This is a genomic window from Brevundimonas diminuta 3F5N (genome assembly GCF_900163625.1).
In the GTDB taxonomy this organism is placed as follows: domain Bacteria; phylum Pseudomonadota; class Alphaproteobacteria; order Caulobacterales; family Caulobacteraceae; genus Brevundimonas; species Brevundimonas diminuta_A.
In genome coordinates, this window is the sequence record NZ_FUIE01000020.1 from 177,108 (window position 1) to 197,039 (window position 19,932).

The 19,932-nt window shown below is 66.3% G+C and carries 18 protein-coding genes; 11 read left to right on the forward strand and 7 right to left on the reverse strand.

Going from position 1 to position 19,932, the window contains the following annotated elements:
• Positions 1-3: 3 nt before the first annotated feature.
• From mreC to FM111_RS04230, 4 genes are all read right to left on the reverse strand, one after another.
• Entirely contained in the window at positions 4-1,170 is a 1,167-nt protein-coding gene (mreC, locus tag FM111_RS04215) for a rod shape-determining protein MreC (RefSeq protein ID WP_087139473.1), read from the reverse strand.
• Between the two features lie 120 nt (positions 1,171-1,290).
• Positions 1,291-2,331 carry a rod shape-determining protein gene (locus FM111_RS04220; RefSeq protein WP_087139474.1) on the reverse strand — a complete coding sequence of 347 codons (1,041 nt, stop codon included), beginning with the start codon at positions 2,329-2,331 and terminating at the stop codon, positions 1,291-1,293.
• A gap of 252 nt (positions 2,332-2,583) precedes the next feature.
• The gene (locus FM111_RS04225) at positions 2,584-3,201 is read right to left on the reverse strand and encodes a glutathione S-transferase family protein (RefSeq protein ID WP_087139475.1); all 618 of its coding nucleotides are present in this window, start codon (positions 3,199-3,201) and stop codon (positions 2,584-2,586) included.
• A 13-nt stretch (positions 3,202-3,214) separates the two neighbouring features.
• Complete coding sequence (locus FM111_RS04230; protein ID WP_179205013.1) at positions 3,215-3,931, reverse strand: TVP38/TMEM64 family protein; 717 nt, start codon at positions 3,929-3,931, stop codon at positions 3,215-3,217.
• Positions 3,932-4,051: 120 nt separating this feature from the next.
• Between FM111_RS04230 and FM111_RS04235 the strand changes: the two genes are divergently transcribed.
• The gene (locus tag FM111_RS04235) at positions 4,052-5,257 is read left to right on the forward strand and encodes a pyridoxal phosphate-dependent aminotransferase (RefSeq protein WP_087139477.1); all 1,206 of its coding nucleotides are present in this window, start codon (positions 4,052-4,054) and stop codon (positions 5,255-5,257) included.
• A 4-nt stretch (positions 5,258-5,261) separates the two neighbouring features.
• Here the strand turns inward: FM111_RS04235 and FM111_RS04240 are convergent, their stop codons facing one another.
• A complete protein-coding gene (locus FM111_RS04240; RefSeq protein WP_087139478.1) occupies positions 5,262-5,675 on the reverse strand; it encodes a hypothetical protein in 414 nt (137 codons plus the stop codon).
• Positions 5,675-6,649: a polyprenyl synthetase family protein gene (locus FM111_RS04245; RefSeq protein WP_218779169.1), complete on the reverse strand. Its 975-nt coding sequence runs from the start codon at positions 6,647-6,649 to the stop codon at positions 5,675-5,677. Before FM111_RS04245 ends, FM111_RS04240 begins: the two co-directional genes overlap by 1 nt.
• Positions 6,650-6,791: 142 nt before the next feature.
• On the opposite strand from FM111_RS04245, the gene FM111_RS04250 reads away from it, so the two are divergent.
• The 10 genes from FM111_RS04250 to metH all read left to right on the forward strand — a co-directional run bounded on the left by FM111_RS04250 (position 6,792) and on the right by metH (position 18,924).
• On the forward strand, positions 6,792-7,562 hold the full coding sequence (locus FM111_RS04250; RefSeq protein WP_087139480.1) for a tRNA1(Val) (adenine(37)-N6)-methyltransferase: 771 nt from the start codon (positions 6,792-6,794) through the stop codon (positions 7,560-7,562).
• Between the two features lie 203 nt (positions 7,563-7,765).
• Positions 7,766-8,377 carry a TIGR02466 family protein gene (locus tag FM111_RS04255; protein WP_087139481.1) on the forward strand — a complete coding sequence of 204 codons (612 nt, stop codon included), beginning with the start codon at positions 7,766-7,768 and terminating at the stop codon, positions 8,375-8,377.
• A gap of 71 nt (positions 8,378-8,448) precedes the next feature.
• Positions 8,449-9,381 carry an alpha/beta hydrolase gene (locus FM111_RS04260; protein ID WP_087139482.1) on the forward strand — a complete coding sequence of 311 codons (933 nt, stop codon included), beginning with the start codon at positions 8,449-8,451 and terminating at the stop codon, positions 9,379-9,381.
• Between the two features lie 113 nt (positions 9,382-9,494).
• Complete coding sequence (ettA, locus tag FM111_RS04265) at positions 9,495-11,162, forward strand: energy-dependent translational throttle protein EttA (protein ID WP_087139483.1); 1,668 nt, start codon at positions 9,495-9,497, stop codon at positions 11,160-11,162.
• A gap of 155 nt (positions 11,163-11,317) precedes the next feature.
• Positions 11,318-12,247: a 2-hydroxyacid dehydrogenase gene (locus tag FM111_RS04270; RefSeq protein WP_087139484.1), complete on the forward strand. Its 930-nt coding sequence runs from the start codon at positions 11,318-11,320 to the stop codon at positions 12,245-12,247.
• 136 nt (positions 12,248-12,383) lie between these two features.
• Positions 12,384-13,346 (forward strand): ArsR/SmtB family transcription factor, encoded by a 963-nt coding sequence (locus FM111_RS04275; protein WP_087139485.1) that lies wholly within the window; start codon positions 12,384-12,386, stop codon positions 13,344-13,346.
• The gene (metF, locus tag FM111_RS04280; RefSeq protein ID WP_087139486.1) at positions 13,346-14,293 is read left to right on the forward strand and encodes a methylenetetrahydrofolate reductase [NAD(P)H]; all 948 of its coding nucleotides are present in this window, start codon (positions 13,346-13,348) and stop codon (positions 14,291-14,293) included. The genes FM111_RS04275 and metF overlap by 1 nt, the downstream gene beginning before the upstream one ends.
• Positions 14,294-15,370 (forward strand): homocysteine S-methyltransferase family protein, encoded by a 1,077-nt coding sequence (locus tag FM111_RS04285; protein WP_087139487.1) that lies wholly within the window; start codon positions 14,294-14,296, stop codon positions 15,368-15,370.
• A 6-nt stretch (positions 15,371-15,376) separates the two neighbouring features.
• Positions 15,377-16,162 carry an alpha/beta fold hydrolase gene (locus tag FM111_RS04290; protein ID WP_087139488.1) on the forward strand — a complete coding sequence of 262 codons (786 nt, stop codon included), beginning with the start codon at positions 15,377-15,379 and terminating at the stop codon, positions 16,160-16,162.
• A 95-nt stretch (positions 16,163-16,257) separates the two neighbouring features.
• A complete protein-coding gene (gene metH, locus FM111_RS04295; protein WP_087139489.1) occupies positions 16,258-18,924 on the forward strand; it encodes a methionine synthase in 2,667 nt (888 codons plus the stop codon).
• A 15-nt stretch (positions 18,925-18,939) separates the two neighbouring features.
• Here metH and FM111_RS04300 read toward each other — a convergent pair whose 3' ends face one another.
• Positions 18,940-19,884, reverse strand: a complete 945-nt coding sequence (locus FM111_RS04300; protein WP_087139490.1) for a LysR substrate-binding domain-containing protein — start codon at positions 19,882-19,884, stop codon at positions 18,940-18,942.
• Between the last annotated feature and the right edge of the window lie 48 nt (positions 19,885-19,932).

A 19,932-nucleotide genomic window follows, 5' to 3' on the forward strand; every position in this document is an offset into this window, starting at 1 on the left:
GTCTCACTCGCGGCCTCCGTCAGGCGCGGTAGGCGCCGGCGCTTGCGTCGAGGGTTGAGGCGGCGTGGCGCCGGTCGGCCGGGGCGCGGCGGGGCGCGGTCTGGGCTGAGCCTGAGGCGGCGGCGCGGCTGCGGGCGTAGCCGGCGCGGTCGCAACCGGCGCCGGCGGCGGAACGGCGTTGGCGGCGCGAACACGCTCTGCAGCGGCCTGGGCGGCGGCGGCGCGGCGCGTGGCCACGTCCTGGATGGCGGCGGCCTGGGCGGCGTTCGGCGGCGGCGCCGTGTTCAGGCTCGCCAGCGGGCCTGCGTTCAGGGCGTTCTGATCCGCCAGCTGGCTGAAGTCCTGGAATAGCAGGACGCGCACATAGTCGATGGCCGTGCGGTCGCTGTAGAGCTTGACCCGCCACGAGCCGTCCACGCCCTTGGCCACGACGCCGACCGGCAGGCCGCGCGGGAAACCGCCGCCGTCGCCCGAGGTCAGGATGCGATCGCCCTCCTGCACCGCCCCCTGCCCCCGTACATAATCGAGGCGCGGGCTGCGGCTGCCGTCGCCGGTCAGCATGGCGCGGGCGTCGGTGCGTTCGACCATGACCGGAATGCGCGAGGCCACGTCGGTCAGCAGAACCATACGGCTGTGTGCGCCAGAAACGCCCGAGATGCGGCCGACCAGCCCGTGCTCGCTCAGCACCGGATTGCCCACCCGCACGCCCTTACCGGCGCCGACGTTCAGCAGGCGCGACCGGGCGAACGGGCCGCGCGCGTCGGTGATGGCGCGGCCGGCCGTCATGGCGATGGGCGGCTCGGTCTGCAGGCCCAGCAGTTGTTCATAGCGAGCATTGAGATTCTTCAGCGCCAGGGCGTCGTCGCGCCAGGCGCTCATCTCCGCCAGCTCGCGGCGCAAACGACGGTTCTCCGACACGGCGAAGAAGTAACCTGTGACGTAATCCACGGCGTCGCCGCCCCAGCGGACCGGCGCGGCCAGGACGCCGCCCGTGGTTCCGGCTGCGCTGTCGAATGCGGCGCGCGTAGGCCCCAAGTCGTCGGCCGCCTGTTGCGGCCGGTCGGCGAGCAGAAGCATGACCGCAGCGACGATTCCGCCGACGACCATGACCGCGGCCGTCCAGGCCAGCGGCACCTTCAGATTCTCGAACGGTCCGTCGCGAAACGCCACGGCCAGCCTTCCTGCTAGAGCTTAGGAATCGGCGGGCTCAAAAGCCCGCCGAAAGCGTGAGCCTGTCGCAGAAACCCGCTCCTTTTCAGGAATGCGGCGCCTGCGACAAGCCGATCAGTCTCAGAGCGACGACTCGAGGACGCCCTTCATCCACGACGGGTGCTCCAGCACCTTGCCGCAGCCGATGGCGACGCACGACAGCGGATCGTCCGCCACCTGCACCGGCAGGCCCGTGTGGTCGCGAATCTCGGCGTCCAGGCCACGCAGCAGAGCGCCGCCGCCCGTCAGCATGATGCCCTTGTCGGCGATGTCGGCGGCCAGTTCCGGCGGCGTGGCTTCCAGGGCGACCTTCACGGCCTCGACGATCTGCGAGACGGGTTCCGCCAGGGCTTCCGCAGCCTGACGCTCGCTCATCTTCACTTCGCGCGGCACGCCCTGCATCAGGTCGCGGCCCTTGACCTCGATCGACAGGCCTTCGCCGTCGGTCGGGATGCGAGCGGTGCCGATGTCCTTCTTGATGCGCTCGGCGGTCGTTTCGCCGATCAGCAGGTTATGGTTGCGGCGCATATAGGCGATCAGGGCGTCGTCCATCATGTCGCCGCCGACGCGGACCGAACGCGAATAGACGATGCCCGACAGCGACAGAACGGCCACCTCGGTCGTGCCGCCGCCGATGTCGACGACCATCGAACCGGTCGGTTCGTGGATGGGCAGGCCGGCGCCGATCGCAGCGGCCATCGGCTCGTCGATCAGGCCGACGCGACGGGCCGATGCGTTCAGGCAGGAATCATTGATGGCGCGACGTTCGACGGCCGTGGCGCCCGACGGGACGCAGACGATCATCTTCGGGTTCACGAAGCCCTTGCGGTTATGAACCTTGCGGATGAAGTGCTTGATCATCTCTTCGGCGACTTCGAAGTCAGCGATGACCCCGTCGCGCATCGGACGGATGGCTTCCATGTGGCCGGGCGTGCGGCCCAGCATCTGCTTGGCTTCCAGGCCGACGGCGTGGACGATCTTGCGGCCGCCGACGTTACGCAGGGCGACGACCGACGGCTCGTTCAGGACGATCCCTTTGCCGCGCATGTAGATCAGGGTGTTGGCCGTCCCCAGATCCATAGCGATGTCATTGGAAATCATGCCGAAGAGGGGTGAAAGCATGGGCGTCGGTACCGCTTTAGTTCGGGCCTGCAAGGGCGTGAATTTCATTCGTCCGCTGTGGCGACGCCCCACCCCCGCTTCACGTTGGTCGTAAAGCTGTCCTGACCGTCTTCGCCGAGCCGACTACAGGCCCGTTTGCCCTCATGCCGCGGGGATTGCAAGCGCCTATGACTCCTCGATCACAGGCTTGTCACGGCAAGGCTTGAAAGCCTTACCGCTCAAGCTTTCCAGCCCCGCTTGCGGGTTCGCGGCTCAGACCGCCGCGACGCCCTCGGCATGGAGCACGCGCTGCACGGCCGGGCGCGATTGCACCAGATCCAGATGGGCGTTCAGTTTCGGAAAGCGCGCCTTGTCCAGCAGGCCCGCTTGACGCGCCCAGCGCGTGAAGACCAGCAGATAACCGTCCGCCATCGAATGATCTTCGCCCATGACCCACGGACCGGCCAGAAGATGATTCTCGGCCAGGTCGTACTTCTCCAGCGCGATCCGCACGGCCTCGTCCTTGGCCTCGCCCTCCAGGGCCGGCTTGGAGAACAGCGCCTTGCCGATCGCCGGGTGCAGCGACGACGCCAGCCAGCCGTTGAAGGCCTGCATCCGCGCAAACTCGAACGGATCGTCCAGATCGGCCAACTGGGCGTGCGGATGGGTCTGGGCGACATAGGCCAGGATGGCCGCATTCTGGGTCAGCACGCCCTTGGGGGTCTGCAAGGCCGGAGTCACGCCCGCCGGATTGATCGCCAGGTATTCCGGCGTGCGCTGCTGGCCGGCGCGCAGGTCGATCTTCTCGATCACATAGTCCGCGCCCGCCTCTTCCAGGCCGATGTGCGAAGCGATGGCGCAGGCGCCGGGCGAATAATAGAGCTTCAGCATCGTCGTTCTCCGATCAGTCTAGGTTGCGTGCAGCCTCGCGACGCTTCACCCACTCGCGCACCGCCAGCATCAATACAAGCCAAACGCCCGCGACGGCCGCCAGGATCACCGAAGTCCAGATTCCGTCGCCGCTGACCGCCGCCATGAACGATCCGCCGAAGAAGGCGACCAGGGCCGTCTTGGGCAACACCCCTAGAGCGCACCCCGCCAGATAGGCGGGAAACGAGGCCCGCACCGCGCCGAAGGCCATGTTCACGACGATGAAGGGCGCCGAGGGAACGTTGCGGATGATGAAGCTAGCCGAAAAGGCGTTGCGGCCGACAAACCTGCGGATGCGCTCAACCGTTCCGCCGCCGTAACGCTCCAGCGTCCGCGCGGTCGGTCCGCGCCCCAGCCAATAGGTGACGGCCGCCGAGGCGATCGTGGCGATCCAGCTATAGAGAAATCCGAACCACGGCCCGAAGGCCACGACGCAGGCCGCGATCAACAGGAACTGCGGCACGCCGATGAAGGCCGACAGGGTGAAGACCAGCACCGCCGCCGCCAAGCCCCACGGCCCGATGCGATAGCCCGCCAGCCAATGCTCGAGCTGATCCTCGGCGCCCAGCGCCAACTGCGTCTTGCCCAGGGCGAACAGGGCGATGATTCCCGCCAGCAGCAGCAGGGTCACGGCCAGGGTGCGCCACCGCTTGGCCTCCATATTCAGCAGAAAATCGACGACCCGCCGCATAAATTTCGCCCAAATCGCCTTTTGATCATCCAGGACGCGCACAAACGTTGTGCGCCCCTGCGGGGTTGCGTATCAAGCCTCAGCCTCCCCGGCCCATCACTTCCACCAGACGGGATAGACATGTCCAGCCTTCAGTCCGCCTCCCTCGCTCGCGTCAAGCCGTCGGCCACCCTGGCCGTGACCGCACAGGCGCGCGAACTGAAACGCCAGGGGCGCGACGTCATCGGCCTGGGCGCCGGCGAGCCTGACTTCGACACCCCGGACAACATCAAGGCGGCGGCCATCGAGGCCATCAATCGCGGCGAGACGAAATACACCGACGCGGACGGCATGCCCGAACTGAAGGCGGCCATCGTCGCCAAGTTCGCCCGTGAAAACGGCCTGACCTACGAAACGAACCAGATCCATGTCGCCTCGGGCGGCAAGCCGGTGATCTACAACGCCCTGGTGGCCACGCTGAACCCCGGCGACGAAGTGATCGTCCCGGCGCCCTACTGGGTCTCCTATCCCGACATGGTGCTGCTGGCGGGCGGCGAGCCCGTCACCGTGATCGGCCAGGAAGCCGACGGCTTCAAACTGCGTCCCGAAGTGCTGGACGCCGCCATCACGCCCAAGACCAAGTGGATCATCCTCAACTCGCCGTCGAACCCGACCGGCGCCGCCTATACCCGCGCCGAGTTGGAGGCCCTGGCCGTGGTGCTGCGCAAGCATCCGCAGGTCTGGATCCTAACCGACGACATGTATGAACATCTGGTCTATGGCGACTTCGACTACGTCACCATGGCCCAGGTCGCGCCGGACCTCTACGACCGCACCCTGACCTGCAACGGGGTATCCAAGGCCTACGCCATGACCGGCTGGCGCATCGGCTATGCGGGTGGGCCGAAGCCGCTGATCGACCTGATGCGCAAGGTGGCCAGCCAGACGACCTCCAACCCTTCGTCCATCAGCCAGTGGGCGGCGGTCGAGGCCCTGAACGGCCCGCAGGACTTCCTAGCCCCGCGCGCCGCCGCCTTCGAGAAACGCCGCGATCTGGTGGTCTCCATGCTGAACCAGGCGGACGGCATCCGTTGCCCGAAGCCGGAAGGCGCCTTCTACGTCTATCCGTCGATCGAGGGCCTGATCGGCAAGACGGCGCCGTCGGGCGTAGTCATCACCGACGACGAGACCTTCACCGCCGAACTGCTGAACGCCGAGGGCGTGGCCGTGGTCCAGGGCGCCGCCTTCGGCCTCAGCCCCTACTTCCGCATCAGCTACGCCACGTCGGAATCCGTGCTGGAAGAAGGCTGCACCCGCATCCAGCGTTTCTGCGCCAGCCTGAAGTAAGTCTTCAGTGAACCGGCGCCGGCGGAATGTTCAACGTCGGCGCCGTTTTCAGAATGAAGCCGCTGCACCACTCGAACACGCGTTCAGAGTTGTCGACAGCGCCGCCGGGAAGGCGTGACAGACGGCAGGCGGCGTCCGGCTCGCCCTCCACCTCAGGCCCGGCATAAAGCACGATCGGGCCGTCCGGCAGACTGCCCTCACGATACAGCATGATGATCGGCGGCACGGGGCGCACCACCAGTTCGGCGTCGTCCCGCGTCATCGCCTCGCCCAGCAGGGCGCGCGCCTGACCGCCGGGATCACCCGGCTCCAGACGGAACAGCTCGGCCTTCAACCCGTCCCCCGGCCTTTGCGGCATGAGGAAGCGCGGCGGCTCCTGCGCGGCCAGTTGCCCGGCGACGAGCAGCGCCGCCAGCATCACATCGCCCGGCTGACGGCGAAATCGGCCAGAGCCTCCAGCGCCGAGCGCCACGGCCCCGCAGGCAGCACCTGCAAGGCCGCCTTGGCCCGGTCGGCGTACTCCGTCGCCGTGTCGAGCGTGGCCTCAACGGCGCCGCTGGCGACGATCAACTGCCGCGCGCGATCGAAGTCTTCAGGTTTGCGGTCGCCTTTGGTGATGACGCGGTCCCAGAACAGGTCTTCGGTCCCCTTGGTGCGCTGAACGGCCAGCAGCAGCGGCAGGGTGGCCTTGCCCTCATTGAAGTCGTCGCCCGCGTTCTTGCCCAGGGTCTCGGTCGCGCCGCCGTAGTCCAAGGCGTCGTCCGCCAGTTGGAAGGCGATGCCCAGACCCATGCCATAGTCGCGCAGCGCCGCGACCTGTTCGTCGGTCGCGCCGGCCCCGACCGCGCCGGATTCGGCGGCGGCGGCGAACAGCTCGGCCGTCTTGGCGCGGATGATCTGCAGATAGGTGTCGAGGTCGAGATTCAGATCGTGGGCGCGCGTCAGTTGCAGCACCTCGCCCTCGGCGATCACGGCCGAGGCCCTCGCCAGAATGCCCAGGGCGCGCAGGGAATCGGTCTCGACCATCAGTTCGAACGCGCGGGCGAACAGAAAGTCGCCGACCAGCACCGACGAGGCCGAGCCCCAGATCAGGTGCGCCGCGACCTTGCCCCGGCGCATTTCCGAACCGTCGACGATGTCGTCGTGCAGCAGGGTGGCGGTGTGGATGAACTCGACCGAGGCGGCCAGCTTCTTGGGGCCTTCGATAACGCCCGTCTGACCGATCGCGCGCGCGGCGGCCACGGTCAGCAAGGGGCGCAGACGCTTGCCGCCCGCCGACACCAGGTGCTCAGCCAACAGGGGGATCACCGGCACGTCCGACTGCATCCGCGCGATGATCAAGGCGTCGACCGCCGCCATGTCGTCCTTGGCCAGATGAACCAGGGCGTCCACATCGCCCTTGGGACGGGGAGCGACGGCGAGAGCTGCGTCCACGGAAATCTCTTTCAGCACAGGGGCGAAGGGGGAGATTCGCCCGAAATTCACACGCATCCGCTTGCCCGGACGCGATGCGGCGCACAATGGTGGCGGCGTTATGATGGGTCAAGCCGAGTCATCCCTTACTGTCGCCGCAGATGTGGCCGAATCCGCCTTTCTGGGGGGGCGCGTCCGCTTGCGCCAACCGACGAAGGGCTACCGCGCAGGCATGGACGCCGCCCTGCTGGCCGCCGCCGTCGAGGCGCGCCCCGGCGAACGACTGATCGAAGCGGGCTGCGGCGCGGGCGCCGTCCTGATGCAGATCGCCGCCCGACGCCCCGGCGTCCTGCTGACCGGGCTGGAGCGCGACACAGCCGCTGCGGCTCTCGCGCGTCAGAATGCCGAACTGAACAACGCCGAGGCGCGCACCGCCATCATGGACGGTGACGTGGCGCGCGGCTTTCGCGCCCTGGACCTGACGCCGTTCGATTGGGCGATCAGCAATCCGCCCTTCTTCGACGACCCCAGCGCCTTGCGCGCGCCCGCCGAGGGCAAACTCGGCGCCTGGATGGCCGACGACGGCCTGACCGCCTGGGCGAGCTTCCTGCTGAAAGCGGTGCGCGAGGGCGGACGCATCGTCATCATCCACCGCGCCGATCGTCTTGCCGACATCCTGAGCCTTCTGGCGCCCAAGGCGGGCTCCTTCGCTGTCCGCCCGATCCACCCCTACGCCGATCAACCCGCCAAGCGCGTGCTGGTCCAGGCGATCAAAACCGGCAAGGCGCCCTTGCGATTGCTGCCGCCCCTGATCCTGCACGACCGCGACGGCGCCAAGCACAGCCCGCAAGCCGAAGCGATCCTGCGCGGCGAGGCGGGTTTGGGTTTCTGAACACGGCTTCACTCGCCTTTCTTCCCTTGCGGGAGAAGGAAGAAAAATAGAGTCCAATTCGTCTGAATCGTCTGAAATCCGCTGCGGCGCGCGACGGCGCTTTCCGAAACCGCGAGGAGCCTAGCACAGGCGAAAGGATAGGCTGGTCGATTACAGGGCGGCGTCCCTTCTCCCCTTGTGGGAGAAGGGCTATTGCACCTCCCATGTCCTTGCGATCCCTCTTCGCCACCCAAGTCTATGACGCCTCCCTCGCCTCTTCGCGCGGCTGGGCGGAACTGCATGAGGAACTGCTCGACCTCTGCCTGGTCATGGCCGAGGAGGACGAGGCCGGGATCGAATGGTGCCGGGCCAACCACTATCCGGGCTACACCTCCTACGGCTCGATCAACGACCTGCCGCAGCGGTTCCCCGAGTTCGCCGAGCTGAAGAAGCTGCTGGACAAGCATGCGGCGAGCTTCGCCGAAAACCTGCATTTCGACCTGGCCAAGAAGTTGCGGCTCGACAATCTATGGGTCAACGTCCTGATGCCCGGCGGCGGACACACCGGCCATATCCACCCGCACGCCGTCCTGTCCGGCACCATCTACATCCACGTGCCCGACGGCGCCTCTTCGCTTAAGATTGAAGACCCGCGCCTGGTCATGATGATGGCTCGCCCCGGCCTGACCGCCGACGCCGGCGAGGCCGAGCAGCCCTTCGTCTATCTGAAGCCCGCGCCCGGCACGGTGCTGATGTGGGAAAGCTGGCTGCGCCACGAAGTGCCCGCCAACCGCGCCGAAGAACAACGCATCTCGATCAGCTTCAACTACGCCTGACGCCGGTTCGCCCTTCCCTCGCCGCATTTGCCCCGAACCTTGCGTCAACAGCGAAGCTTTGGAGGGAATGGATGCGGGTTTTCAGCGCGGCGGCGGCGATCGCCATGTTCACGACAGGCGCCCTGCTTCTGGGCGCATGCGGCGAAAAAGCGGACGCTCAAACGGCCCCTGCCCCTGATCCCGCCGCCGCGACCGAAGGCGCGCCCTATGTCCTGACCGGCACCCAGGTCTGGAGCGTGCCCGACCCCGTGTCCGGTCGGGACTATCAGGTCTTTGTCAGTCTGCCCGCCGGTTATGACGCCAATCCCGGCCGCCGCTATCCGACGCTCTACGTAACCGACGCCGACTACGCCTTCCCCATCATCCGCCAGATCGCCCGTCGGGTGAATCTGGATGGGCCGGTGATCGAAGAGTTCATCCTGGTCGGCCTCTCCTACGCCAAGGGAGACGGGGGCGCCGACAGCCGCCGTCGCGACTACACCCCGACGCCGAACGGCCCGCGTAATTCCGCCGGCTCCGTACACGGCGGCGGCGCGGCCTATCAGACCTATCTGAAGACCCAGGCCCTGCCCTTCGTCGAGCAGAAGTTCCGCACCGATCCGGCGCGACGCGTCCTGCTGGGCCACTCCTACGGCGCCTTGCTGGGATCGCAGATCATGTTCACCGACCCGGCGATGTTCAGCGGCTATGTCCTGGGCAGTCCCTCCTTCTGGTTCGACAAGCGCCACATGATGAAGATGGAGGCGGACTACGCCCGCACCCACCGCGACCTGCCCGCCGAGGTCTTCATGTATGTCGGCGGCTTTGAAGGTCCCGGCCCCACCGCCCGGCACGACAATGAAACAGACATGGTCGGCGACATGCGCATGATGGAACGCCTGCTGAAATCCCGCGCCTATCCGGGTCTCAGCGTGCAATCGACAGTGCTGGAAAACGAGGACCATCTCACGGTCGCCCCCGTCGGATTCACCCGCGCCCTGATGACGGTTCTTCCCGCGGGCTGAGCCGCCTTCAAACCGCCCCGCCTTACGCCTAGAGATTTGCCCAAAGGGTCTACGACGGCTACACCCCCCGTCAACTTCCCCATCCGCACTGAATCAAGGGCGCGACGCGACGTATGGCGCAGCAATATATCTTCCAGATGCAGGGTCTGACCAAGACCTTCCCCGGCGGCAAAAAGATCTTCGAGAACATCTGGCTGAGCTTCTACAACGACGCCAAGATCGGCGTTGTCGGGGTCAACGGCTCGGGTAAATCCACCCTGCTGAAGATCATGGCCGGTCTGGACAGCGAGTTCCAGGGCGAAGCCCGCGCCGCAGACGGCGTCAAGCGCGGCTATCTGGAGCAGGAGCCTCACCTCGATCCGGCGCTGAACGTGCGCCAGAACGTCGAGGCCTGGTGCGAAGAGAAGCAGTGGGTCAACCGCTTCAACGAAGTCGCCGGCGAGCTGGGTGAAAACTACACCGACGAGTTGATGGAGGAGATGACCGCCCTCCAGGAGAAGATCGACGCCGGCGACGTCTGGGACATCGACAGCCGCATCGATCAGGCCATGGGCGCCCTGCGCTGCCCGCCCGACGACTGGGAAGTCACCAACCTGTCCGGCGGTGAAAAGCGCCGCGTGGCCCTGGCCCGTCTGCTGCTGTCCAAGCCCGACATGCTGCTGATGGACGAACCGACCAACCACCTGGACGCCGAGTCGGTGGCCTGGCTGCAGCATCACCTGGAGAATTTCCCCGGTTGCGTCATCCTGGTGACCCACGACCGCTACTTCCTGGATCAGGTCACCAAGTGGACGCTGGAACTGGACCGCGGCAAGGGCCACCCGCACGAGGGCAACTACTCCTCGTGGCTGGAAGCCAAGACCAAGCGCGTCGTGCAGGAGCAGTCGGAATCCGAAGCCCGCCAGCGCGCCCTTACCCGCGAACTGGAATGGGTCCGCTCGGGCGCCAAGGCCCGCCAGGCCAAGTCCAAGGCCCGTCTGGCCGCCTATGAGAAGATGGTCGCCGATCAGGAAAACAGCCGTCAGGCCCAATCCTTCGCCGTCATCCAGATTCCGCCGGGCCCGCGCCTGGGCAACGTCGTGCTGGAAGTCGACGGACTGAAGAAGTCCTATGGCGACAAGACGCTGTTCGACAACCTGACCTTCAAGCTGCCGCCCAACGGCATCGTCGGCGTCATCGGCCCCAACGGCGCCGGCAAGTCGACCATGTTCAAGCTGATCACCGGCCAGGAAACGCCGGACGGCGGCACCATCAAGGTCGGAGAAACGGTCAAGCTGGCCTACGTCGACCAGTCGCGCGACGACCTGAAGCCGGACGACACCATCTGGCAGGCCATCTCGGGCGGCACCGACATCATGATGGTGGGCAAGCGCGAGATTAACACCCGCGCCTATGTCGGCAGCTTCAACTTCAAGGGCGGCGACCAACAGAAGAAGGTCGGCCAACTGTCGGGTGGTGAGCGTAACCGCGTCCACCTGGCCAAGACCCTGGCCACCGGCGGCAACCTGATCCTGCTCGACGAACCGACCAACGACCTGGACATCGAAACCCTGCAGAACCTCGAAGAGGCTCTGGAAGAGTTCGCCGGCTGCGCCGTGGTCATCAGCCACGATCGCTGGTTCCTGGACCGTCTGGCCACCCACATCCTGGCCTTCGAAGGCGACGGCCATGTCGAATGGTTCGAGGGCAACTTCGAAGCCTACGAACAGGACAAGATGCGCCGCCTGGGCGCAGACAGCATCATTCCCAAGCGCATCCAGCACCAGAAGTTCGGGCGCTGATCGAACTGACAAGATGACAAACGGCCCTCCGAGCGATCGGGGGGCCGTTTTTCCTGCGCTCTACCCTCCCGCTCATCCCGGCGTCCGCCGGGATGAGCGGTATTGGGTGGATGAGAAGGGCTGGCGCTCAGACGAAAGCGGGATAGTCTGCATCCATGACCCAGCGTCCCGCCGTCCTGATCATGCAGCGGCATCTGGCCCCGCTGAGCGCTTTCCTTGAAAGCGCCTACGACGTCTATCGCTTCTGGGAAGGCCCCCCGCTTGAGGCCGCTGGCGACATTCGCGCCCTGATCGTCGCGGGCGAGTTCGAACTGGACAAGGCCCTGATCGAGCGCCTGCCCAATCTGTCGCTGATCGCCTGTTTCACCGCCGGCTACGATGGGATCGATGTGGCGTGGTGCCGCGCGCACGGCCTGCCCGTCACCCATGCGCCCGGCGTGAACCACGAAGACGTGGCCGACCACGCCATCGGCCTGATCCTGGCCGCCCGCCGCCAGATCGCTGAGGGCGACCGCACTATCCGCGCCGGCGGCTGGAGTCTGTCCACGCGCAGCATCACCACCTCCCTGAGCGGGCAGAGACTGGGAATCGTCGGTCTGGGGCACATCGGCGAAGCCGTGGCGAGACGCGCCGAAGCCATGCGGATGGAGATTCGTTGGTGGGGCCCGCGCGAGAAAGACGCCGCCTGGCCTCGCACCGACAGCCTGACCGAGCTGGCGCGCGGTTCAGACATTCTCGTGGTCGCCTGTCGCGCGGACGAGAGCAACCGGGGCCTGATCTCCGCCGAGGTGATCGAGGCCCTTGGTCCGACGGGCCTGCTGGTCAATGTCGCGCGCGGACAATTGGTCGATGAGGACGCGGTCATCGCTGCGCTAAAAGACGGCCGCCTGGGCGGCGCCGCCCTGGACGTCTTTGTTCAGGAGCCGACCGAGGCGGCGCGCTGGGCGGGCGTGCCCAACACCGTCCTGACGCCCCACACCGGCGGCGCCACGACCGAAGCGGTGCAGGGGATGTTGATGTTGCTGATGCAGAATCTCTCGGCCCACTTTGCGGACGAGCCGCTGAAGACGCCTGTCGCAGACTGAAATTCTGCGCCTTCGGGCGGTCTCGACCCTTATTCCAGAGGCAGAAAGAACGATCCGTGCCTGCATTCCGCAGATAGCGTGAGTGCGCGACCAGATTTTGCTTGCATAAGCGTATAAGGATATCTTTATACGACTTATGACACTGACCGCTGACCAAACCGTTGAAGCCCTGCGCGCCGCCGGCGAACCGACCCGCCTGCGCGTCCTGTCCCTGCTGGCTGCGGAAGAGCTGTCGGTGATGGAGTTGTCGCGCGTACTGGACCAGAGCCAACCACGTGTCTCGCGTCATCTGAAGCTGATGGCCGATGCCGGTCTGATCGAGCGATTCCCTGACGGCGCGCGCGTCTTCTACCGCCTGTCGCACGACGCCCTCTCCCGGCGTCTGATCGACACTGTGCTGGACCTGCTGGCCGACGACGAGGGCGAAGCCGACCACCGTCGTCTGGACGAAGTGCGCAAGGAGCGCGCCATCGACGCCGCCCGCTATTTCGAACAGATCGCGCCTCAGTGGGACCAGATGCGCAGCCTCTATGTCTGCGAAAGCGCGGTCGAGGCGGCGGTCGCGCGCGCGGCCGGGTCCGGCCCGTTCGAACGCGTGGTCGATCTGGGCACCGGCTCGGGCCGGATGCTGACCCTGTTCGGCAAGAAGGCGAAGATGTCGGTCGGCCTCGACCTGTCGCAGAACATGCTGAACATCGCCCGCGCCAATGTCTCCAAGGCCGGGCTGGACAAGGTCGAACTGCGCCACGGCGACATCTTCTCGACCCGCCTGCCGCACGAGAGCGCCGACCTGGTGATCGTCCATCAGGTGCTGCACTACCTGGCCGACCCCGCCGCTGCGGTAGCCGAGGCTGCGCGCCTGGTCATGCCAGGCGGCAAGTTGCTGATCGTCGACTTCGCGCCCCACAAGTTCGAGCACCTGCGCGAGGCGCACCAGCATCGTCGCCTGGGCTTCTCGGACGCCGAGATCAGCGAGTGGCTGACCGAAGCAGGTCTCACGACCTCGGCGCCCATCGCCTTGCCGCCCGACACCGAGGGCCTGACCGTTCACATCTGGACCGGCGAACGCGCCGCCCAAATCGCCCAGAAGACCGCCTGATGGCCCCTTCCTCTCTCGCTGAAGCCCGCGCCCTGCTGCTGTCGCCGCTGGGCCCCGTTGCGCGCGCCGGTTCGAACCGCAGCGCCGTCAACGTCTCTTTCGAGTTCTTCCCGCCCAAGTCGGACGTGGCCGAGGCCAATCTGTGGAAGGCGATCCGGCGGCTGGAGCCGCTGAACCCGGCCTTCGTCTCCGTCACCTACGGCGCCGGCGGCTCGACGCGCGAGCGGACGCACCGCACGGTCCATCGCATCATCAGCGAGACCACTTTGCGTCCCGCCGCGCACCTGACCTGCGTCGAGGCCAGCCGCGCTGACGTCGATGAGGTCATCGAAGGCTATAAGGCCATCGGCGTCGACCACATCGTCGCCCTGCGCGGCGACCCGCCTGGCTCGACGGGGATCGGCGGCGCCTATACGCCCCGCGCCGACGGCTACGCCAACGCCACCGAACTGACCGCCGCCATCGGCCGCGTCGGCGGATTCGAGGTCACGGTTGGCGCCTATCCGGAAAAGCACCCGGAAAGCCCGTCGATCGACCACGACATCGAGGTGCTGAAGGCAAAGGTCGACGCAGGCGCCACGCGCGCCGTGACGCAGTTCTTCTTCGACATCGAGGCCTTCCTGCGTTTCCGCGACCGGGTGCGGGCGGCGGGTGTGACCATTCCCCTGATCCCCGGCGTCATGCCCGTGTCCAACTTCGCTGGCCTGAAGCGAATGACGGCGGCGTGCGGCGCGGCCCTGCCCGACTGGCTGGCGGCTCACTTCGACGGGCTGGACGACGACCCGGAGACGCGCAAGCTGCTGGCCGCCTCCATCGCCGCGGAGACCTGCGCGCGCCTGCAGGAAGAAGGCTTTTCGGACTTCCACTTCTACACCCTGAACCGGGCCGAGCTGGTCTATGCGATCTGTCGGGTCCTGGGCGTGCGTGAAACCAAGGCGGTCGCGTAAATGAGTTCGTTCCTGACCCGCGCCGACCGCATCGCCGCCCTTCATGCGGCGGCCAAAGAGCGCATCCTCGTGCTGGACGGCAGCTGGGGCGTGATGATCCAGCGCCGCGACCTGACGGAGGAGGACTTTCGCGGCGAGCGTTTCCGCGACCACAACCACCCGCAGAAGGGCAACAACGACCTGTTGATCCTGACGCGACCCGACATCGTCGCCGACCTGCACGACCTCTACTACGCTGCCGGGGCGGATATTTCCGAGACCAACACCTTCTCCTCGACGACCATCGCCCAGGCCGACTATGGGCTGGAAGACGCGGTCTATGACCTGAACTACGACGGCGCCCGCATCGCGCGCGAGGTCGCCGACCGCTGGACCGAGAAAGAGCCGCACAAGCCGCGCTTCGTCGCCGGCGCCATCGGCCCGACCAACCGCACCCTGTCGCTGAGCCCCGACGTCAACGACCCCGGCTATCGCGCCGTCACCTATGACGAGGTCTATGAGGCCTATAAGCAGCAGGCGCGCGCCCTGCACCACGGCGGCGTCGACATCTTCCTGATCGAGACGGTGTTCGACACCCTGAACTGCAAGGCCGCGATCAAGGCGATCAAGGACCTGGAGGACGAGGGGCTGGAGCCGCTCCCCCTGTGGATCTCGGGCACCATCACCGACCGCTCGGGCCGCACCCTCAGCGGCCAGACAGCCGAGGCCTTCTGGAACTCGATCCGTCACGCCAAGCCGTTCGCCGTCGGCTTCAACTGCGCCCTGGGCGCCGAACTGATGCGGCCGCACATCGCTGAGCTGAGCCGCGTCGCCGACACCCTGGTCAGCGCCTATCCCAACGCGGGCCTGCCCAACGCCATGGGCCAGTATGACGAACAGCCCCATGAGACGGCCCACTTCCTCGAAGAATGGGCGCAGTCGGGTCTGGTCAACATCGTCGGCGGCTGCTGCGGCACCACCCCCGACCACATTCGCCACGTCGCCGAAGAGGTCGCCCCGTTGAAGCCGCGCGAAATCCCGGAACGCCCGGTGGCTATGCGGTTGAGCGGACTGGAACCGTTCGAGCTGGTGGCCTGACCGGCGATGAAACACCTTCCCCCCAAACATGACGCGGTCATCAAGGGTCAGAAGCTGGTCTATCGCCTCGCTCCCGGCGATGGCGCCACCCTGGTGCTGATCAATGGCGCGGGCGGCCCTATGGAAGGCTGGTTCCGCCTGTTCCCTGACATCACCCAAGCAGGAACCGTCTTCGTCTATGACCGGCCGGGCGTGGGCGAGTCGCCCCCGCCCATCTTGCCCCAGACCGGCGCCGAGGTCGTCGAGACGCTGCGCGATCTGCTGAAGGCGACAGGCCTGACCCCGCCCTACCTGCTTGTGGCCCATTCCTTCGGCGGGCTGCACGCCAACCTGTTCGCGCGACAGCACCCCGAGGAAGTCGCTGGTCTCGTTCTGATCGAACCGACCACGGCGGAGGATGTGACGGCTCTCAAGCCGCTTCAATCCGGCGCCCAGCGCTGGGTGAACGGACTGCTGAATCGCCTGTCGCCGTCCAACCCGGACGGCGAAGTCGCCCATGAGCTGGAAACCGTGCGCCAGTTGGCGGCGGCGGCTCCTTTCCCGGACGTGCCGCTTGCGGTCATCGTCGGCGGCAAGGCCCCGAAAGACTGGCAGGCGCGGCCAGAGGCGCAGACCCTGAGGCGTCAACACCTGGAGGCCCTGTCCCGTCTGTCGCCCCAGGGGGCGCTGATCCTCGCCGCCCGAAGCGGGCATTTCCCGCAGATTTCTGAACCCGCCGTGGTCCTTGAAGTCATCGCCCCGCTGGCGGCACGCCTCGCAGCGAACCGTTCGAGGGAGCAGCGACCGGCATGACCAACCCCGCCCCGGACCTGGCTTCCCCCCTCATTTCTCTTGCCTCGCGAGCCGCCTTCCTCTCCTCGGAGAGAAGGCACAGTCAGAGTCTCTGAATGCGTCCTGTCTTCATCAACGTCGGCGAGCGGACCAACGTCACCGGCTCGGCCAAATTCCGTAAGCTGGTTGTCGACGGCGACTACACCGCCGCCCTGTCGGTCGCGCGCCAGCAGGTCGAGGCGGGCGCCCAGGTCATCGACGTCAACATGGACGAGGGCCTGCTGGACGGCCCCGTGGCCATGCGGACCTTCCTGAATCTGATTGCGGCTGAGCCTGACATCGCCCGCGTGCCGGTCATGATCGACAGTTCCAAATGGGAGGTGATCGAGGCGGGCCTGAAGTGCGTTCAGGGCAAGCCCATCGTCAACTCGATCAGCATGAAGGAGGGCGAAGACGCCTTCCGCCACCATGCCGTCCAGTGCCTGCGCTACGGCGCCGCCGTGGTGGTCATGGCCTTTGACGAGGTCGGTCAGGCCGACACCGCCGCCCGCAAGATCGAGATCTGCACCCGCGCCTACGACATCCTGGTGAACGAGGTCGGCTTCCCGCCCGAAGACATCATCTTCGACCCCAACATCTTCGCCGTGGCGACGGGGATCGAGGAACACGACAACTACGCCGTCGACTTCATCGAGGCGGTCCGCGTCATCAAGGCTACCCTGCCCCACGCCCGCGTCTCGGGCGGGGTGTCGAACGTCTCGTTCAGCTTCCGCGGCAATGAGCCGGTGCGCCGGGCGATCCACAGCGTCTTCCTGTACCACGCCATCAATGCGGGCATGGACATGGGCATCGTCAACGCCGGCGACCTGCCCGTCTATGACGACATCGACGCCGAACTGCGAGAAGCGGTCGAGGACGTGATCCTGAACCGGCCGCAACGGACAAACGTGTCCAACACCGAGCGGCTGGTGGACATGGCGCCCCACTACAAGGGCGAAAAGGGCGCAGCCAAGGTCGTCGACCTGAAGTGGCGCGACGCCACCGTCGCAAAGCGCATCGAACACGCCCTAGTCAACGGCATCACCGACTACATCGTTGAGGATACTGAGGAAGCCCGTCAAAGCTTCGACCGACCTTTGCACGTCATCGAAGGCCCCCTGATGGACGGCATGAACGTGGTCGGCGACCTGTTCGGCTCAGGCAAGATGTTCCTGCCGCAGGTGGTGAAATCCGCCCGCGTGATGAAGCAGGCCGTGGCCCACCTCGAACCCTTCATGGAGGCCGAAAAGGCCGGTCAGGAACGCCAGTCTGCAGGCAAGATCTTGATGGCCACGGTCAAGGGCGATGTCCACGACATCGGCAAGAACATCGTCGGCGTCGTGCTTCAATGTAACAACTATGAGGTGGTCGATCTGGGCGTCATGGTCCCGGCCGATCGCATTCTGGACGCCGCGATCGAGCACAAGGTCGACATCGTCGGCCTGTCGGGCCTGATCACGCCTTCGCTCGACGAAATGACCTTTGTCGCCGCTGAGATGGAGCGACGCGGCTTCGACATTCCGCTGCTGATCGGGGGCGCCACGACCAGCCGCACCCATACGGCGGTCAAGATCGAGCCGAAATATCACAAGGGTTCGACCACCTACGTGATCGACGCCAGCCGCGCGGTCGGCGTGGTGTCCGGCCTGCTGTCGCCCACCGACAAGGCCAGGAACGAAGCAGCCACTCGCGACGAATACATCCGCATCCGCGAGCAGTACGCCCGTGGGCAGGAGGTGAAGGCCCGAGCCACCATCGAACAGGCGCGCGATAACCGCTGGCGGCCTGATGAGACACAGAGCCCTGCCCCGGCGCCGTCCTTCCTTGGCGTGCGCGCCTATGAGGCATGGGATCTTCAGGATCTGGCCGACCACATCGACTGGACGCCCTTCTTCGCCAGTTGGGAGTTGATCGGCCGCTATCCCCTGATCCTAGAAGACGAGATCGTCGGCGAGGCGGCGCAGGATCTGTTCCGCGACGCCCAGGCCATGCTGAAGCGGATCGTCAAAGAGAAGTGGTTCACGGCCAAGGGCGTCGTCGGCTTCTGGCCCGCCAATGCGCGTGGCGACGACGTCGTCGTCTGGGGCGATCAAACCCGTACAAAGGAAGCCGCACGCTTCCACGGCCTGCGTCAGCAGATCAAGAAGTCCAACGGCAAGCCAAACCTGTGCCTGTCCGACTTCGTGGCGGAAGACGGCGCCGACTACCTGGGCGCCTTCGCCGTCACCGCCGGTCATGGCGAACTGGAAAAAGCGGCCGAGTTCAAAGCGGCGGGCGACGACTATTCCGCCATCATGGCCACCGCCCTGGCCGATCGACTGGCAGAGGCCTTCGCCGAACGGCTGCACAAGGAAGTCCGCACCCAGCTGTGGGGCTACGTCCCCGACGAGCAGACTTCAGTGCAGGATCTGATCGAAGAGAAATATCAAGGCATCCGCCCCGCCCCCGGCTACCCGGCCCAGCCCGACCACACGGAAAAGGCTACGTTGTTCCGGCTTCTAGACGCAGGAGCCAATGCGGGAATGGAGCTGACGGAGTCCTTCGCCATGACCCCGCCGGCCTCGGTCAGCGGCCTCTACTTCGGCCATCCGGGCAGCCATTATTTCGGCGTCGGCAAGATCGACCGCGACCAGATCGAGGACTACGCCGCGCGCAAGGGTTGGGATGTAGAAACCGCAGAGCGCTGGCTGGCGCCGATCCTGAACTACGACCCGCTGGCGCTGGCCCGCGACAGCGCGGCCTAAGACAACGCCCTCGCCCTAGCGGGCGGTGGGCGGGCGGTGAGGTTCAGGCGTTTCACCGTGGATCTGTTGCTCGGCGCATCCTGCGGCCAGGAAGTCCAGCAGCAGGCGCACCGACGGCAGCAGGCCGCGCCGCGACGGAAAGACCGCGTGGACGATCCAGCGTTTGGGCCGCCAGTCCGGCAACAGGTCGACCAGCCGTCCAGCGTCCAGGTCGCGCACCACCGCCACGGTCGGCAGCAGGGCGACGCCCAGCCCCTGCACGGCGCCCTCGTGCAACATGTGCAGGTCGTCGGTGACCAAGCGAGGCGCATGGCGAACCGAGGCTGTCATCCCGTCCTTGTGGTGCAGGGCCCAGACGTGGTCACGGTGCGCCGGCCCGAAATCCAGACTGGGCCAGCCCGCCAGGTCGGCGGGGCCAGAGGGCGACGAGAACCGCGCGATCAGATCAGGCGAGGCCACCAGGCGGTGTACGCTTTCATCCAGCTTGCGCATGACCAAATCGGTGACCTCCAGCGGCGGTTCACGCACGCGGATGGCCAGGTCGAAGCCCTCGCCGATGACGTCCACCCGGCGGCTGGTGCTGTGCAGATGCACCTCGACCTCGGGATAGACGGCCATGAAACGGGCGATCAGCCCGCCCATCTGATAGGTCAGCAGGCCGGGCACGCAGGCGACGCGGATCACCCCGCGCGGCTGAGCCGCCACATTGTCGATCACCGCCTGGGCCGCCTCGGCCTCGACCAGCATGGCCAGGCAATGGCGGTAGTATTCCTGCCCCACCTCAGTCACCGAGAATTTGCGCGATGACCGCTGGATCAGGCGCGTGCCCAGCTGGTCCTCCAGAAAAGCGATGCGTCGGCTGAGCTTGGACTTCTGCATGCCCAGCGCTCGCGCGGCGGGCGCGAAGCCGCCGTGGTCCACCACCTGGACGAAGTAATAGAGGTCGTTGAGGTCTCTCATCGTTCTATTGATAGGACGCAGCGAGGCGATTTCGCAATCTGCTCAAGA

What these genes read in the sequence shown, in the direction of transcription:
- FM111_RS04220 (WP_087139474.1), bottom strand. Translation starts at nt 2,331, where the DNA reads ATGCTTTCACCCCTCTTCGGCATGATTTCCAATGACATCGCTATGGAT.
- FM111_RS04225 (WP_087139475.1), bottom strand. Translation starts at nt 3,201, where the DNA reads ATGCTGAAGCTCTATTATTCGCCCGGCGCCTGCGCCATCGCTTCGCAC.
- FM111_RS04230 (WP_179205013.1), bottom strand. Translation starts at nt 3,931, where the DNA reads ATGCGGCGGGTCGTCGATTTTCTGCTGAATATGGAGGCCAAGCGGTGG.
- FM111_RS04235 (WP_087139477.1), top strand. Translation starts at nt 4,052, where the DNA reads ATGTCCAGCCTTCAGTCCGCCTCCCTCGCTCGCGTCAAGCCGTCGGCC.
- FM111_RS04240 (WP_087139478.1), bottom strand. Translation starts at nt 5,675, where the DNA reads ATGCTGGCGGCGCTGCTCGTCGCCGGGCAACTGGCCGCGCAGGAGCCG.
- FM111_RS04250 (WP_087139480.1), top strand. Translation starts at nt 6,792, where the DNA reads ATGATGGGTCAAGCCGAGTCATCCCTTACTGTCGCCGCAGATGTGGCC.
- FM111_RS04255 (WP_087139481.1), top strand. Translation starts at nt 7,766, where the DNA reads ATGTCCTTGCGATCCCTCTTCGCCACCCAAGTCTATGACGCCTCCCTC.
- FM111_RS04260 (WP_087139482.1), top strand. Translation starts at nt 8,449, where the DNA reads ATGCGGGTTTTCAGCGCGGCGGCGGCGATCGCCATGTTCACGACAGGC.
- ettA (WP_087139483.1), top strand. Translation starts at nt 9,495, where the DNA reads ATGGCGCAGCAATATATCTTCCAGATGCAGGGTCTGACCAAGACCTTC.
- FM111_RS04270 (WP_087139484.1), top strand. Translation starts at nt 11,318, where the DNA reads ATGACCCAGCGTCCCGCCGTCCTGATCATGCAGCGGCATCTGGCCCCG.
- FM111_RS04275 (WP_087139485.1), top strand. Translation starts at nt 12,384, where the DNA reads ATGACACTGACCGCTGACCAAACCGTTGAAGCCCTGCGCGCCGCCGGC.
- metF (WP_087139486.1), top strand. Translation starts at nt 13,346, where the DNA reads ATGGCCCCTTCCTCTCTCGCTGAAGCCCGCGCCCTGCTGCTGTCGCCG.
- FM111_RS04285 (WP_087139487.1), top strand. Translation starts at nt 14,294, where the DNA reads ATGAGTTCGTTCCTGACCCGCGCCGACCGCATCGCCGCCCTTCATGCG.
- FM111_RS04290 (WP_087139488.1), top strand. Translation starts at nt 15,377, where the DNA reads ATGAAACACCTTCCCCCCAAACATGACGCGGTCATCAAGGGTCAGAAG.
- metH (WP_087139489.1), top strand. Translation starts at nt 16,258, where the DNA reads ATGCGTCCTGTCTTCATCAACGTCGGCGAGCGGACCAACGTCACCGGC.
- FM111_RS04300 (WP_087139490.1), bottom strand. Translation starts at nt 19,884, where the DNA reads ATGAGAGACCTCAACGACCTCTATTACTTCGTCCAGGTGGTGGACCAC.